The organism is Pseudomonas sp. NY15364 (genome assembly GCF_048068235.1).
Classification (GTDB): Bacteria; Pseudomonadota; Gammaproteobacteria; order Pseudomonadales; family Pseudomonadaceae; genus Aquipseudomonas; species Aquipseudomonas mendocina_D.
The window spans coordinates 14,176-28,414 of the sequence record NZ_JBLUPX010000020.1; the positions used below are offsets into that span (position 1 = coordinate 14,176).

The window sequence follows — 14,239 nt, forward strand, 5'->3', positions numbered from 1 at the left end:
TGGCGGGCTTTTCCGTGGTAGTCAGAGAAACTCATCATGCATCGTCTGCTCTCCATCAACCCCTGGCTTTATCTGCTGTTGTTCGTGCTGTTGATTGGAGCCGTGCTGGGCCAGCAGTATCGATTGTTCGAGCGAGCCTGGTTCTCCGTGCAAGAGTGGCAGCACGGTGCGCAGTGGCGCGAGCAGTCACTGTGGCTAGGCGACTACCGCGTGGTGATCGAGGCCAAGCCTATTGCCGATATCAGTGATGTCTCGGCGCTGACCTACGATCCGGATCGGCTCAGCCTGTTCAGTGTCACCAATAAGCCGGCCAAGGTGATCGAGATGAGCCTGGACGGTGAGCTCAAGCGCGCTATCGACCTTGAGGGTTTTGGTGATCCTGAGGCTATCGAGTACGTGGCGCCCGGTGTCTACGTGATCGCCGACGAGCGCGAGCAGCGTCTGGTCAAGGTACGCATAGACGACGCCACGCGAGTGATCGATGCCGCTGACTTCCAGCAGCTTTCCCTGGGGATCGGCCGCAACGGCAACAAGGGTTTCGAGGGTTTGGCCTACGATGCGAAGAATCAGCGTCTGCTGGTGGCCAAGGAGCGCGATCCGGTACGTATCTTCGAGGTGCTTGGTTTCCCCCACGTCGATGAGAGCAAGCCGTTGGCGCTGCAGGTCAATACCGACCCGAAGCGTGATGCCCGCTTGTTCGTGCGCGATCTTTCCAGCCTTGATTTCGATGCGGCAACGGGCCACATGCTGGCGCTGTCGGACGAATCACGCTTGGTGATCGAGCTGAACGCCGACGGCAAGCCTGTCAGCACCCTGTCGCTGCTGCGTGGGCAACATGGCCTGCAGCGCAGTGTGCCGCAGGCCGAGGGCGTGGCAACGGACGACGATGGCAACCTGTACCTGATCAGCGAGCCGAATCTGTTCTACGTGTTCAAGAAGCAGGGCGACTAATTCGTCTGGTCGTCGGTCGGCGCGCCCGGTGCATTGTTTTGCACCGACTCGATGCCATTCTTGCAACTGGCGGCACTGGCATACATCTGACTTTGCCCGACCACTTGGCCGTTGGTGGCCATGAGCAGGAAGTAGTGTTTGTCGTTGCTCGAGGTTTTGCTCTCGAAGGCGCCGTCGCGTTGTGAGTTCTTCTTCACCGATTCGATGCCGTTGAGCGCTGAATCCTTGGCCTTGTACATCTCACTGCTGAGGATGACCTGGCCATTGCTCGCCAGTAGGTTGAAGTGGAACTGGCCGTCTTTGGCCTTCTTCAGTTCGAATTTTCCAGCCATTTTCGTTTCTCCCTGAGCGTCCGGTGAGATACCGGAGCGGTGCCCAGCAAGCGTAGTTCATAAATGCGAGTGGCTCTTGCCGACATGGGTATGGCCATCGTCCGGCAGCGGTTGCACGCCACCGCTGACGTTGAGCTGGCGCAGGATGCCGCAGTCCTCTGCTTCCTGCGGGCCGTTGCAACGGTCGCGCAGTTCGGTGAGTTGGTCGCGCAACGCCAGCAGGCTGTTGATGCGTGCCTCGACGTGCTCGATGTGTTCGTCCACCAGGCTGTTGATCCCGGCGCAGCTTTCCTGGGGTAGGTCGCGCAGGGCCAGCAGACGCTGAATCTCTTCCAGGGTCATGTCCAGCGTGCGGCAATTGCGGATGAACACCAGGCGTTCCAGATGCAGGCTGCCATACAGACGGTAGTTGCCTTCGGTGCGCGCGGGCGCCGGGAGCAATCCTTCGCGCTCGTAGTAACGGACAGTTTCGACCTGGCAGCCGGCCTTCTTCGCCAATTCTCCGATTTTCATGGGATCTCCTTCCTGAGTGCTTGACCCTATAGTGACTACAGGGTGTGTACTCGGCAACAGATACCTGACGGAGACTTGCCATGAGCCGCTGCTGCGACCATTCGCACCAATCGCCACCTGCTCGCCACGAGCATGATCACGGCCACGCCGGGCATGATCATGACCCGGCTCAGCAGTCACCTGGGGATGAGCCGCTGACGGGGGAGCGCAATACCCGCATTCGCATCGAACAGATGGACTGCCCCACGGAGGAGCGCCTGATCCGTGATGCACTGGGCCGTCTGCCGGGCGTGGCGGGCCTGCAGTTCAACCTGTTGCAGCGCGTGCTTACCGTCAGCCACGACGAGGGGACGCTGGCCCAGGTGCTGGCTGCCATCCAGGCCCTGGGGTTCACGCCGCAGGTGGAGGATGAAAACACGGCTCAGCAGCCGGTCGCCGCACCCGTGCAAAAACCGTGGTGGCCGCTGGCGCTGGCTGGTGTGGTGGCAACCGCTTCCGAAGTCGTGCACTTCGCCGAGCTCGGCCCGGACTGGCTGGTAGCCCTGCTGGCGGTGACCGCTATCCTGATGTGCGGGCTGAACACCTACAAGAAGGGCTGGATCGCCCTGAAGAATCGCAACCTCAACATCAATGCGCTGATGAGCATCGCCGTGACCGGCGCCGTGCTGATTGGCCAGTGGCCGGAAGCCGCGATGGTGATGGTGCTGTTTACCCTGGCCGAACTGATCGAGGCGCGCTCGCTGGATCGGGCGCGCAATGCGATTCGCGGGCTGATGGATCTGGCACCACCACGTGCGACGGTGCAGCAGGCCGATGGCGCTTGGCAGGAGGTCGATGTGCAATTGATCGGCCTGGGCGCCGTGGTGCGTGTGCGTCCCGGTGAGCGCATCAGCCTCGACGGTGAGGTAGTCGGCGGCTCGTCGACGGTCAACCAGGCGCCGATCACCGGGGAAAGCCTGCCGGTGGAGAAGGGCGTTGGCGATCCGGTGTTCGCGGGCACCATCAACGAGGCCGGCTCGCTGGAGTTCCGCGTAACCGCGGCGGCACGCGATACCACCCTGGCGCGCATCATCCATGCGGTCGAGGAGGCACAGGGTTCGCGTGCACCGACCCAGCGTTTCGTCGATCAGTTCTCGCGCATCTATACCCCGGCGGTGTTCGCATTCGCTCTGGCGGTCGCCGTGCTGCCACCGCTGCTGATGGGCGGCGCCTGGCTCGACTGGGTCTACCGCGCCCTGGTGCTGCTGGTGGTGGCGTGCCCCTGTGCCCTGGTGATCTCCACGCCGGTGACCATCGTCAGTGGCCTGGCGGCGGCGGCGCGCAAGGGCATCCTGATCAAGGGCGGCGTGTACCTGGAGAACGGCCGGCATCTGGCGCTGCTGGCGCTGGACAAGACCGGCACCCTGACCCATGGCAAACCGGTGCAGACCGACAGCCTCGATCTGCTGGATACCGATGAGCCGTCACCTGCCATCTGGGCTGCAAGCCTGGCCGCGCGTTCCGACCATCCGGTTTCCAGAGCCTTGGCCCTGCATGCCGAGGAACAGGGCCTGACATTGCGCGATGTGGCAGACTTCGAGGCGTTACCTGGGCGCGGTACCAAGGGCAAGGTCGATGGCAAGCTGCTCTATATAGGCAACCATCGCCTGGTCGAAGACCTCGGACTCTGCTCCGCGCAGTTGGAAGAGCGTCTGGAGGCACTGGAGCGTCAGGGCAAGAGCGTGGTGGTGCTGTGCGACGAGCAGCGCGCATTGATGCTCTTCGCTGTTGCTGACACCGTGCGCCAGACCAGCCGCGAGGCAGTCGCCGAACTGCACGAACTGGGTGTGCGCACCTGCATGCTCACCGGTGACAACGCCCACACCGCGGCGGCCATCGCCGAGCAGGTCGGCGTCGATGAGGCGCGCGGCGACCTGCTGCCGGCGGACAAGCTGGCCTGGGTCGAGGCGCGGCAGGCGCAGGGCAAGGTCGTCGGCATGGTCGGCGATGGCATCAACGATGCCCCGGCGCTGGCCAAGGCCGAGATCGGCTTCGCCATGGGCGCCGCCGGCACCGATACCGCCATCGAGACCGCCGACGTGGCACTGATGGACGATGATTTGCGCAAGATTCCGGCCTTCGTGCGCCTGTCGCGGCAGACCCACGCCATCCTGGTGCAGAACATCGTCCTGGCGCTGGGGATCAAGGCTATTTTCCTGGCCATGACGTTGACGGGCGAGGCGACCATGTGGATGGCCGTGTTCGCCGATATGGGCGTGAGCCTGATGGTGGTGTTCAACGGCTTGCGCTTGTTGCGCAAGTGAACACCCGACCCGTAGCCCGTTTCCGGTGCGCATGGCGAATCGCAGCAGGCTCGGATTGCATTCGGGCTACCGACTGCGCAAATCAGGTTGGGTGGAACAAAGGACTCTGTGGGAGGGGCTTCAGCCGCGACAATCGCCGCTGAAGCGCCTCCCACCGATTCAGCGCTTGAGCGTCTTCACGCCTTCGGCGGTGCCGAGCAGCAGCAGATCGGCCGGGCGGGCGGCGAACAGGCCATTGGTGACCACGCCGACGATGGCGTTGATGTCCGCCTCCAGCTTGACCGGGTCGGTGATCGACAGGTTGTGCACGTCGAGGATGACGTTGCCGTTGTCGGTCAGCACGCCTTCGCGGTAGACCGGATCACCGCCCAGTTTCACCAGCTCGCGGGCCACATGACTGCGGGCCATGGGAATGACTTCGACCGGCAGCGGGAAGTTGCCCAGCACCGGCACGAGCTTGCTGGCGTCGGCGATGCAGATGAAGGTCTTGGCCACGGCGGCGACGATCTTTTCGCGGGTCAGCGCTGCGCCGCCGCCCTTGATCAGGTGCAGACGCTCGTCGCTCTCGTCGGCGCCGTCGACATAGAACTCCAGTTCGGCGGTGCTGTTGAGGTCGTAGACCGGGATGCCATGACCCTTCAGGCGCGCGGTGGTGGCTTCGGAGCTGGCGACGGCGCCATCGAAGTCCATCTTGTGCTTGGCCAGCGCGTCGATGAAGAAGTTGGCGGTGGAGCCGGTGCCTACGCCGACGATGCTCTTGCTGTCGAGGCGCGGGAGAATGTGGTCGACGGCGGCCTGGGCCACGGCCTGTTTCAACTGATCCTGGTTCATCGCGGGGGAATGCCTGGGAAGGTAGAGAGTTAAGCCGCGAATTATAGCCGCAAGTGGTGTGCTGACGGGGCAGAACCCGCGCCTTTCGTATGGTCGTCCGGCGCGGCGCTGGGGTAGACTCGGCAGTCCTCTCAAAGCCCGAACGCCTGCGAAATCGCCATGCTCGAACAGTACGTGAAGAAGATCCTCACCTCGCGCGTTTATGACGTCGCGGTGGAAACCCCGCTGCAACCCGCCCGTCAGCTCAGTGAGCGGCTGGGTAGCCAGATTTTGCTCAAGCGCGAAGATCTGCAGCCGGTGTACTCGTTCAAGATTCGCGGCGCCTACAACAAGCTGGCGCAACTGTCCGCCGAAGAGCTGGCGCGTGGCGTTGTCACTGCCTCGGCTGGCAATCATGCGCAGGGCCTGGCCCTGGCGGCCAAGCACCTGGGCGTGAAAGCGACCATCGTCATGCCGCGCACCACGCCGGAGCTGAAGGTGCAGGGCGTGCGCTCGCGCGGCGGCAAGGTGGTGCTGCACGGCGATGCCTTCCCTGAGGCGCTGGCGCATTCACTGAAGCTGGTGGAAGAGAAGGGCTACACCTATATCCACCCGTACGACGATCCGCTGGTGATCGCCGGGCAGGGCACGGTGGCCATGGAAGTGCTGCGCCAGCATCAGGGGCACGTCGACGCCATCTTCGTCCCGGTCGGCGGCGGCGGCCTGATCGCCGGCATCGCTGCGTACGTGAAATACCTGCGCCCGGAGATCAAGGTGATTGGCGTCGAGCCGGACGACTCCAACTGCCTGCAGCAGGCGATGGCGGCTGGCGAACGTGTGGTGCTGCCGACGGTCGGGTTGTTCGCCGATGGCGTGGCAGTGGCGCAGATCGGCCAGCACACCTTCGATATCTGCAAACATCACGTCGATGAGGTGATCACCGTCAGCACCGACGAGATCTGTGCGGCGATCAAGGATATCTACGACGACACCCGCTCGATCACCGAGCCTGCTGGCGCGCTGGCCGTGGCCGGGATCAAGAAATACGTCGAGCGCCAGGGCGCCAAAGGCGAAGTGCTAGTGGGCATCGATTCCGGCGCCAACGTCAACTTCGACCGCCTGCGCCATGTGGCCGAGCGCGCCGAGCTGGGCGAGAAGCGCGAGGCGATCATCGCCGTGACCATCCCCGAGCAGCCGGGCAGTTTCAAGGCCTTCTGCGAGGCGGTTGGCAAGCGCCAGATCACCGAATTCAACTACCGCTATCACACTGATCGCGAAGCGCACATCTTCGTCGGTGTGCAGACCCATCCGGAGAATGACCCGCGCCAGGCGCTGGTCGAAGGCCTGCGTGCGCAGGGCTTCCCGGTGTTGGACCTGACCGATAACGAACTGGCCAAGCTGCATATCCGCCACATGGTCGGTGGCCATGCTGCTGGCGTCGATGACGAGATGGTGCTGCGCTTCGAATTCCCCGAGCGGCCGGGTGCACTGTTCAACTTCCTGCAGAAGCTGGGTGGGCGCTGGAACATCTCGATGTTCCACTACCGCAACCACGGCGCTGCCGATGGCCGCGTGCTGGCCGCCCTGCAGGTGCCAGCGGACGAACGCCATCTGGTGCCGGCGGCGCTGGACGCCATCGGTTATCCCTACTGGGATGAAAGCGAGAATCCGGCCTACAAGCTGTTTCTGGGCTGATGCCTTCGAGCTCGTAGGGCGGGTGTAACCCGCCAGAGCGCGTTGGCGGGTTACACCCGCCCTACCTAAAAAGGAAGTCTCGATGGAACACTATTTGCTGGTTCGTATTCTCCACAGCGCCCCAGGCGTGTTGTTGCTGCTGGGCCTGATCGCCCACGGATTCATGCTGTTCAAGGCGCAGCGCGGTGGCGATGCCGCCGTGCTGGCGCGCAAACTGCGCGTGACCCTGCTGTTCAGCTTTCCGGCGTTCGCCGTGCTGGCGCTGAGCCTGCCGGTCACTGGCTACTGGCTGGTGGACACCGCCGGCTGGCCGCTGGGGCAGACCTGGCTGCTGCTGGGCAGCATTCTCTATGCACTGATGATGCTGCTGGGTTTGCTGCTGGCCGGTCGCCTGGCCGTTTGGCGCGCGCTGGGTGATGCGCCAGCGCCAACAACGTTGAAGCGTCTGTGCCTGATCTATGCCGGGCTGATTCTGCTGTTACTGATCGTCATCATGGCGCTGATGGGCGCCAAGCCCACTTAAAGCAGCCGCAGAGCGGCTTCTGATGACCCTCTCCCACCGGGAGAGGGTGCCCGAAGGGCGGGAGAGGGCTTGTGGCTCGATGAAACTGCCCGGTAGGGTGCGCTGTGCGCACCGGCGGCTGACGCTGGAGCTTGCGGTGCGCACGGCGCACCCTACGTTTGGCTGTGGCGCTCAGCGCAGCGAGATCACCGGCCAGCCGCGCTCGACGGCGGTGGCGCGCAGCACGTCATCCGGGTCGACTGCCACGGGGTTGGCCACCGCTTCGAGCAGCGGCAGGTCATTGCGTGAGTCGCTATAGAAGTAGGCCCCGTCGAGGTTGTACCCCGTCTCTGTCAGCCACTCGTTCAGTCGCGTCACCTTGCCGCCCTGGTAGCACGGCGTGCCGGTGATCTGTCCGGTATAGCGGCCGTCCTGCATGCCGCATTCGGTAGCGATCAGCGTGTCCACGCCCAGGCGTTCGGCGATGGGCGCGGTGACGAAACGGTTGGTGGCAGTGATGATCACCAGCTTGTCACCTGCGGCGCGGTGCTCGGCCAGCAGTGCCTCGCCCTTGGCAAGAATGATCGGCTCGATCACCTCGGCCATGAACTCGCTATGCCACTGCGCCAGTTGCGCCATGTCGTGGCGGCCGAGAATGGCCTGGCTGAAATTCTGATAGGCCACCACATCCAGTTTGCCGGCACAGTAATCGGCATAGAAGGCATCGTTGCGCGCGAGGTACTCGGCTGCGTCGACCAGGCCGCGCTGGCAGACAAATTCGCCCCAGCTGTGGTCGCTGTCGCCAGCCAGCAGGGTGTTGTCGAGATCGAAAAGGGCCAAGCGCACGGTTCGTTACCTGTTCTGTGGAAAGGGGAGGCGCGCCAGAATAGCCGCTTTGCCGGGGGTTTCAAACTGCACCTAAACCCGCGTTGCTGCTGTCGCCGGCTTTGTGGAACAATGCCGGAACTTGCGTGTACGAGGTTGCTTGCCGTGATCGATTCTGATGGTTTCCGCCCGAATGTCGGCATCATCCTGACCAATGATTTCGGCCAGGTGCTCTGGGCCAGGCGTATCAACCAGGATGCGTGGCAGTTTCCCCAGGGCGGCATTAATGATCGTGAATCGCCGGAAGAGGCGCTTTACCGTGAACTGAATGAAGAGGTCGGGCTCGAAGAGCAGGATGTGAATATCCTCGCCTGCACCCGAGGTTGGTTGCGTTATCGTTTGCCGCAGCGTCTGGTGCGCACGCACAGCCAGCCGCTGTGCATCGGACAGAAGCAGAAGTGGTTTCTGCTGCGTCTGACCGGAGCTGAAGACCGCGTACGCATGGACCTGACCGGCAAGCCCGAATTCGATGGTTGGCGCTGGGTCAGTTACTGGTACCCGCTGGGTCAGGTGGTCACATTCAAGCGCGAGGTGTATCGCCGTGCGCTCAAGGAACTCGCCCCGCGCCTGATAGTGCGCGACTGATACGGACCCCAATCGAGCATGCTCAATACGCTGCGCAAGATCGTCCAGGAAGTGAATGCCGCCAAGGATCTCAAGGCGGCATTGACGATCATTGTGCAACGGGTGAAGGAGGCGATGGGCAGTCAGGTCTGCTCGGTCTACCTGCTCGATCCGGAAAGTAACCGTTTCGTATTGATGGCCACCGACGGCCTCAACAAGCGCTCCATCGGCAAGGTCAGCATGGCGCCCAGCGAGGGTCTGGTCGGCCTGGTCGGTAGCCGCGAGGAACCCCTGAACCTCGAAGATGCCGCAGGCCACCCGCGCTATCGCTACTTCGCCGAGACCGGCGAGGAGCGCTATGCATCCTTCCTCGGTGCACCGATCATCCACCACCGCCGCGTGATGGGCGTGCTCGTCGTGCAGCAGAAGGAGCGCCGCCAGTTCGACGAGGGCGAAGAAGCCTTCCTGGTCACCATGAGCGCGCAGCTCGCCGGGGTCATCGCCCATGCCGAGGCGACCGGTTCGATTCGCGGCCTGGGGCGCCAGGGCAAAGGCGTGCAGGAGGCCAAGTTCGTCGGCGTGCCGGGTGCGCCGGGGGCAGCGGTCGGAACCGCTGTCGTGGTGCTGCCCCCGGCCGATCTCAATGTAGTTCCAGACCGAAGCGTCGATGACATCGCCGCCGAACTGGAACTGTTCGACAAGGCGCTGGGTTGGGTGCGCGAGGACATGCAGGAGCTGTCCGAGAAGCTCGCCACCCAACTGCGCAAGGAAGAGCGCGCGCTATTCGACGTTTACCTGATGATGCTCGAGGACGCCGCACTGGGTAACGAGGTGCGCAAGATCATCCGCACCGGCCAGTGGGCGCAGGGCGCCTTGCGCCAGGTGGTGCTCGACCACGTCAAGCGCTTCGAGCTGATGGATGATGCCTACCTGCGCGAGCGCGCCAGCGATGTGCGCGACTTGGGCCGCCGCCTGCTGGCCTACCTGCAGGAAGAGCGCAAGACCTCGCTGGTCTATCCCGACAACACCATTCTGGTCAGTGAGGAGCTTTCGCCGGCGATGCTTGGCGAAGTCCCGGAAGGCAAGCTGGTCGGTCTGATCTCGGTAACCGGTTCGGGCAACTCCCATGTGGCGATCTTCGCCCGCGCCATGGGTATTCCCACGGTGATGGGCGTGGTCGACCTGCCGTATTCGAAGATCGACGGCATCAAACTGATTGTCGACGGCTACCACGGCGAAGTCTTCACCAACCCCAGCGAGCTGCTGAGCAAGCAGTACGCCGATGTGGTCGAGGAGGAGCGCCAGCTCACCGAGGGCCTCGACGCCCTGCGTGCGTTACCCTGCGAAACGCTCGATGGCCATCGCATGCCTCTGTGGGTCAACACCGGCCTGCTCGCCGACGTGGCCCGTGCCCAGCAGCGTGGTGCCGAGGGTGTCGGCCTGTATCGCACCGAAGTGCCGTTCATGATCAACGAGCGCTTCCCCAGCGAGAAGGAGCAGCTTGCTACCTACCGCGAACAGTTGCAGGCCTTCCACCCGCTGCCGGTGACCATGCGCACCCTGGATATCGGTGGTGACAAGGCGCTGTCCTATTTCCCGATCAAGGAAGAGAACCCCTTCCTCGGCTGGCGCGGTATCCGCGTCACGCTCGACCATCCGGAAATCTTTCTGGTGCAGACCCGCGCCATGCTCAAGGCCAGCGAGGGGCTGAATAATCTGCGCATCCTGCTGCCGATGATTTCCGGCATTCAGGAGTTGGAAGAGGCGTTGCACCTGATCCACAGAGCCTGGGGCGAGGTGCGTGACGAAGGCACCGATGTACCGCTGCCGCCCATCGGCCTTATGATTGAAATTCCCGCAGCGGTGTACCAGACCCGCGAGCTGGCGCGGCAGGTGGATTTCCTCTCGGTGGGTTCCAATGACCTGACCCAGTACCTGTTGGCGGTGGATCGTAACAACCCGCGTGTGGCCGATCTCTACGACTTCCTCCATCCGGCGGTGCTGCAGGCGCTGCAGAAGGTGGTCAACGACGCGCATCTCGAAGGCAAGCCGGTGAGCATCTGCGGCGAGATGGCGGGGGATCCGGCGGCGGCCGTGCTGCTGCTGGCCATGGGCTTCGATTCGCTGTCGATGAACGCCACCAACCTGCCCAAGGTGAAATGGCTACTGCGGCAGGTCACCCAGAGCAAGGCCAAGGAACTGTTGGGCCAGGTGATGAGCATGGACAACCCGCACCTGATCTACAGCACCCTGCACCTGGCGTTGCGCAATCTCGGCCTGGGCCGGGTGATCAATCCGGCGTCCAATATCCAGGCCTGATTCGTCTGTAGGAGCGAGCTCTGCTCGCGAAGCTTTTGTGCCCCAGGATTCGCGAGCAGGGCTCGCTCCCGCCGCGCGGCTTACCCGCTTAAGGCGACCTCGCCTAGCACGGCGCCATGCTGGCCGAAACTGCGCTCGATGATGCTCCAGCCGCCATTGCGCTCAAGGCTCAGCACCGTGCTGGCGCGAGTGCCATAGGCGGCGCTCGCGATGAAGACGCTCGACAGCAGGCGCTCCGTGGCCAACCCCACGCCCGTATCCGGCAGCAGCTGATCGTCCGGCTGGCTACTGTCGCTCAGCAGCCCCAGTAGTGCTTCATCCTCGCTCTCGACTTGATCGCTCAAGGCATTCTTGGCACGCAGCAGCTTCGGCCAGGGCGTGTCGAGATTGGCATTGGACATGCCGTAGATGCCGCTCTGCAGTTGCCGGGGCCGGCCTTCCGCAGAGTTGAAGTGCCAGAGCTGGTGGCGGTCGCCAACCAGCAGGTTGAACCCGGCATGGGCTGCCGAGTCGCGCATGATTCTGTCGAGATAGGCCGGTGCCGACTCGTGGCCCAGCAGGTAGTCAGCCGTCAGCGCGCCGCGTGAGCGCGGCCCGGCTTTTTGCCAGGGGTCGCGGATGTTGGTCAGCGCCGCGAAGCGACCTTGCGCAGTAACGCCGAGCCAGGTGCCGCCGGCCTGCAGGTCGCGGCCGGCGAATACGCCAGGGGCGTCCTGCCATTCACCCAGTGCGGCGCTGGGGCGCTCGTAGAACTCGTCGCGATTGGCTGCAAGGCGCAGCACCGTCTGGTTTTCGGGCTGCCAGGCAAAGACGATCAGGCACATGCGGATTCCTCCGGTGGCGGAGTCTGGCAGGCTAGCGAGCTCAGCCAGGGGCGGCAACCGTTCCGTCGACCCGTATGCCGTTGAGTGGGCATTTCCGCTACCATGCCGCTTTGTTTTTGGGGGTGTCGATGGAGCTGCTGCTCTACCTGGTACTGGGTTCGGCTGCCGGTGTGCTGGCTGGCCTGTTCGGCGTGGGCGGTGGTCTGATCATCGTGCCGGTGCTGGTGCTGAGCTTCACCGCCCAGGGTATGGCAACGGAAATCCTCACTCACCTGGCAGTGGGCACGTCCCTGGCGACCATCGTCTTCACCTCGATCAACTCGTTGCTCGAACATCATCGCAAGGGCGCGGTGCGCTGGCCGCTGTTTCGCTGGTTGACCATTGGCATTCTGCTCGGTGCTGCGCTGGGGGCCATGACGGCGGCGTTGATCCAGGGGCCGTTGCTGCAGAAGATCATCGGTACGTTCGCCATCATCGTTGCCGCGCAGATGGCGCTGGACCTGAAACCCAAGGCCAGTCGCGGTGTCCCAGGCAAGCCGACGTTGACGGTAGCCGGCGGGGTGATCGGTTGGGCGTCGGCGATCTTCGGCATTGGCGGTGGTTCGCTGACCGTGCCCTTTCTGGTCTGGCGCAGCGTGCCGATCCAGCAGGCGGTAGCGACCTCGGCGGCCTGTGGCTTGCCGATCGCCATTGCCGGTGCGCTGAGTTTCATGTTTACCGGCTGGGGGAATGCGCATCTGCCGCCATGGAGCGTCGGTTTCGTGTATCTCCCGGCATTGCTGGGCATCGCCGTGACCAGCATGTTCTTTGCCCGTTTTGGTGCGCGCCTGGCTCATCGCCTGTCGCCACTGTTGCTCAAGCGTCTGTTCGCCCTGCTGCTGTTCAGCGTGGGCCTGAGTTTTTTCATTTAAGGAGTCCTGGATGCTGCCTTATCCGCAGATCGACCCGGTGGCCATCGCCCTCGGTCCCCTGAAAATCCATTGGTACGGCCTGATGTACCTGGTCGGCATCGGTGGTGCCTGGCTACTGGCATCGCGCCGGCTGGAGCGTTTCGATGCGACCTGGACCAAGGACAAGCTGTCCGACCTGGTGTTCTGGGTGGCCATGGGGGTGATTCTCGGTGGGCGTCTGGGCTATGTATTTTTCTATGATTTTGCCGCCTATATCGCCGAACCGGCGAAGATCCTGCGGGTTTGGGAGGGCGGTATGTCCTTCCATGGCGGCCTGATCGGGGTGATGCTGGCGACCTGGTGGTTCGGCAAGCGCAACGGCAAGAGCTTCTTCGAGCTGATGGACTTCATCGCACCGCTGGTGCCGATCGGTCTGGGTGCCGGGCGCATCGGTAACTTCATCAACGCCGAGTTGTGGGGCAAGGCCAGTGACGTGCCTTGGGCGATGATCTTCCCTACCGACCCGCAGCAGTTGGCGCGTCATCCGTCGCAGCTGTATCAGTTCGCCCTGGAAGGCGTGGCGTTGTTCACCATCCTCTGGTTCTACTCGCGCAAGCCGCGCCCGACCATGGCCGTTTCCGGCATGTTCGCCGCCTGCTACGGGGTGTTCCGCTTCATCGTCGAGTTCGTCCGCGTGCCGGATGCCCAGCTCGGCTACCTGGCGTGGGGCTGGCTGACCATGGGTCAGATTCTCTGCCTGCCAATGATCCTCGGCGGTATCGGCCTGATTGCCTACGCCTACAAGCGCCAGCCCGTACAAGGAGCCGTCTGATGAAACAGTACCTCGACCTGATGCGCCACGTGCGCGAGCACGGTACCTTCAAGGAAGACCGCACCGGCACCGGCACCTACAGCGTGTTCGGCTACCAGATGCGCTTCGACCTGGCTGACGGCTTCCCCATCGTCACCACCAAGAAGTGCCACCTGCGCTCGATCATCCACGAGCTGCTGTGGTTCCTGCAGGGTGACACCAACATCAAGTACCTCAAGGACAACGGCGTCAGCATCTGGGATGAGTGGGCCGACGAGAATGGCAACCTTGGCCCCGTCTACGGTTACCAGTGGCGCAGCTGGCCGGCGCCTAACGGCGAGTCCATCGATCAGATCGCAAAGCTGATCGAGATGATCAAGAAGAACCCGGATTCGCGTCGCCTGATCGTCTCGGCCTGGAACCCCGCGCTGGTCGAGCAGATGGCGCTGCCACCGTGCCACGCGCTGTTCCAGTTCTACGTCGCCGACGGCAAGCTCAGCTGTCAGCTCTATCAGCGTTCGGCCGACATCTTCCTCGGCGTGCCCTTCAACATCGCCAGTTATGCGCTGCTGACGCTGATGGTGGCGCAGGTCTGCGGCTTGCAGCCGGGTGAGTTCATTTGGACCGGCGGCGACTGCCACCTGTACGCCAACCATATCGAGCAGACCGACCTGCAGCTGACCCGCCAGCCGCTGCCGCTGCCGACCATGAAGCTCAACCCCGAGGTGAAGGACCTGCTGGCCTTCAAATTCGAGGACTTCGAGCTGGTGGGTTACGAAGCGCACCCGCATATCAAGGCGCCGGTGGCAGTGTAGGCAAGCGGGGGCTGGGCGTTTTTCC

At 63.4% G+C, this 14,239-nt stretch carries 14 protein-coding genes; 9 read left to right on the top strand and 5 right to left on the bottom strand.

The window, feature by feature from the left end:
* The first annotated feature begins 36 nt into the window (after positions 1–36).
* A complete protein-coding gene (locus tag ACNFCJ_RS16500; protein ID WP_416772477.1) occupies positions 37–951 on the top strand; it encodes an SdiA-regulated domain-containing protein in 915 nt (304 codons plus the stop codon).
* On the opposite strand, the gene ACNFCJ_RS16505 is transcribed toward ACNFCJ_RS16500, so the two are convergent.
* Both ACNFCJ_RS16505 and cadR read right to left on the bottom strand, forming a co-directional pair.
* The gene (locus ACNFCJ_RS16505; protein ID WP_099526001.1) at positions 948–1,283 is read right to left on the bottom strand and encodes a YegP family protein; all 336 of its coding nucleotides are present in this window, start codon (positions 1,281–1,283) and stop codon (positions 948–950) included. The genes ACNFCJ_RS16500 and ACNFCJ_RS16505 overlap by 4 nt on opposite strands.
* Positions 1,284–1,340: 57 nt before the next feature.
* A complete protein-coding gene (cadR, locus tag ACNFCJ_RS16510) occupies positions 1,341–1,796 on the bottom strand; it encodes a Cd(II)/Pb(II)-responsive transcriptional regulator (protein WP_416772479.1) in 456 nt (151 codons plus the stop codon).
* A gap of 80 nt (positions 1,797–1,876) precedes the next feature.
* Here cadR and ACNFCJ_RS16515 point away from each other — a divergent pair, with 80 nt between their 5' ends.
* A complete protein-coding gene (locus ACNFCJ_RS16515; protein ID WP_416772481.1) occupies positions 1,877–4,099 on the top strand; it encodes a heavy metal translocating P-type ATPase in 2,223 nt (740 codons plus the stop codon).
* A gap of 159 nt (positions 4,100–4,258) precedes the next feature.
* Here the strand turns inward: ACNFCJ_RS16515 and rpiA are convergent, their stop codons facing one another.
* Positions 4,259–4,930 carry a ribose-5-phosphate isomerase RpiA gene (gene rpiA, locus ACNFCJ_RS16520; RefSeq protein WP_416772483.1) on the bottom strand — a complete coding sequence of 224 codons (672 nt, stop codon included), beginning with the start codon at positions 4,928–4,930 and terminating at the stop codon, positions 4,259–4,261.
* Positions 4,931–5,089: 159 nt separating this feature from the next.
* On the opposite strand from rpiA, the gene ilvA reads away from it, so the two are divergent.
* A complete protein-coding gene (gene ilvA / locus ACNFCJ_RS16525) occupies positions 5,090–6,604 on the top strand; it encodes a threonine ammonia-lyase, biosynthetic (RefSeq protein ID WP_179574754.1) in 1,515 nt (504 codons plus the stop codon).
* A gap of 82 nt (positions 6,605–6,686) precedes the next feature.
* Positions 6,687–7,127, top strand: a complete 441-nt coding sequence (locus ACNFCJ_RS16530) for a DUF2269 family protein (protein ID WP_416772485.1) — start codon at positions 6,687–6,689, stop codon at positions 7,125–7,127.
* 171 nt (positions 7,128–7,298) lie between these two features.
* Here ACNFCJ_RS16530 and ACNFCJ_RS16535 read toward each other — a convergent pair whose 3' ends face one another.
* The gene (locus ACNFCJ_RS16535) at positions 7,299–7,952 is read right to left on the bottom strand and encodes an HAD family hydrolase (protein ID WP_416772487.1); all 654 of its coding nucleotides are present in this window, start codon (positions 7,950–7,952) and stop codon (positions 7,299–7,301) included.
* A gap of 144 nt (positions 7,953–8,096) precedes the next feature.
* Here ACNFCJ_RS16535 and ACNFCJ_RS16540 point away from each other — a divergent pair, with 144 nt between their 5' ends.
* A complete protein-coding gene (locus tag ACNFCJ_RS16540) occupies positions 8,097–8,576 on the top strand; it encodes an RNA pyrophosphohydrolase (protein WP_099525994.1) in 480 nt (159 codons plus the stop codon).
* Positions 8,577–8,594: 18 nt separating this feature from the next.
* Positions 8,595–10,874 carry a phosphoenolpyruvate--protein phosphotransferase gene (gene ptsP, locus ACNFCJ_RS16545; protein WP_143505198.1) on the top strand — a complete coding sequence of 760 codons (2,280 nt, stop codon included), beginning with the start codon at positions 8,595–8,597 and terminating at the stop codon, positions 10,872–10,874.
* An 80-nt stretch (positions 10,875–10,954) separates the two neighbouring features.
* Here ptsP and ACNFCJ_RS16550 read toward each other — a convergent pair whose 3' ends face one another.
* On the bottom strand, positions 10,955–11,698 hold the full coding sequence (locus ACNFCJ_RS16550; protein ID WP_416772489.1) for an NRDE family protein: 744 nt from the start codon (positions 11,696–11,698) through the stop codon (positions 10,955–10,957).
* A gap of 128 nt (positions 11,699–11,826) precedes the next feature.
* On the opposite strand from ACNFCJ_RS16550, the gene ACNFCJ_RS16555 reads away from it, so the two are divergent.
* The 3 genes from ACNFCJ_RS16555 to ACNFCJ_RS16565 are packed head-to-tail and all read left to right on the top strand — an operon-like array spanning position 11,827 to position 14,214.
* A complete protein-coding gene (locus ACNFCJ_RS16555) occupies positions 11,827–12,609 on the top strand; it encodes a sulfite exporter TauE/SafE family protein (protein WP_416772491.1) in 783 nt (260 codons plus the stop codon).
* A 10-nt stretch (positions 12,610–12,619) separates the two neighbouring features.
* Positions 12,620–13,420: a prolipoprotein diacylglyceryl transferase gene (lgt, locus tag ACNFCJ_RS16560; RefSeq protein WP_099525990.1), complete on the top strand. Its 801-nt coding sequence runs from the start codon at positions 12,620–12,622 to the stop codon at positions 13,418–13,420.
* Complete coding sequence (locus tag ACNFCJ_RS16565; RefSeq protein ID WP_037001239.1) at positions 13,420–14,214, top strand: thymidylate synthase; 795 nt, start codon at positions 13,420–13,422, stop codon at positions 14,212–14,214. Before lgt ends, ACNFCJ_RS16565 begins: the two co-directional genes overlap by 1 nt.
* Positions 14,215–14,239: the final 25 nt, after the last annotated feature.

Coding starts and splice junctions, on each gene's coding strand:
- ACNFCJ_RS16500 (WP_416772477.1), top strand. CDS start 37: ATGCATCGTCTGCTCTCCATCAACCCCTGGCTTTATCTGCTGTTGTTC.
- ACNFCJ_RS16505 (WP_099526001.1), bottom strand. CDS start 1,283: ATGGCTGGAAAATTCGAACTGAAGAAGGCCAAAGACGGCCAGTTCCAC.
- cadR (WP_416772479.1), bottom strand. CDS start 1,796: ATGAAAATCGGAGAATTGGCGAAGAAGGCCGGCTGCCAGGTCGAAACT.
- ACNFCJ_RS16515 (WP_416772481.1), top strand. CDS start 1,877: ATGAGCCGCTGCTGCGACCATTCGCACCAATCGCCACCTGCTCGCCAC.
- rpiA (WP_416772483.1), bottom strand. CDS start 4,930: ATGAACCAGGATCAGTTGAAACAGGCCGTGGCCCAGGCCGCCGTCGAC.
- ilvA (WP_179574754.1), top strand. CDS start 5,090: ATGCTCGAACAGTACGTGAAGAAGATCCTCACCTCGCGCGTTTATGAC.
- ACNFCJ_RS16530 (WP_416772485.1), top strand. CDS start 6,687: ATGGAACACTATTTGCTGGTTCGTATTCTCCACAGCGCCCCAGGCGTG.
- ptsP (WP_143505198.1), top strand. CDS start 8,595: ATGCTCAATACGCTGCGCAAGATCGTCCAGGAAGTGAATGCCGCCAAG.
- ACNFCJ_RS16550 (WP_416772489.1), bottom strand. CDS start 11,698: ATGTGCCTGATCGTCTTTGCCTGGCAGCCCGAAAACCAGACGGTGCTG.
- ACNFCJ_RS16555 (WP_416772491.1), top strand. CDS start 11,827: ATGGAGCTGCTGCTCTACCTGGTACTGGGTTCGGCTGCCGGTGTGCTG.
- lgt (WP_099525990.1), top strand. CDS start 12,620: ATGCTGCCTTATCCGCAGATCGACCCGGTGGCCATCGCCCTCGGTCCC.
- ACNFCJ_RS16565 (WP_037001239.1), top strand. CDS start 13,420: ATGAAACAGTACCTCGACCTGATGCGCCACGTGCGCGAGCACGGTACC.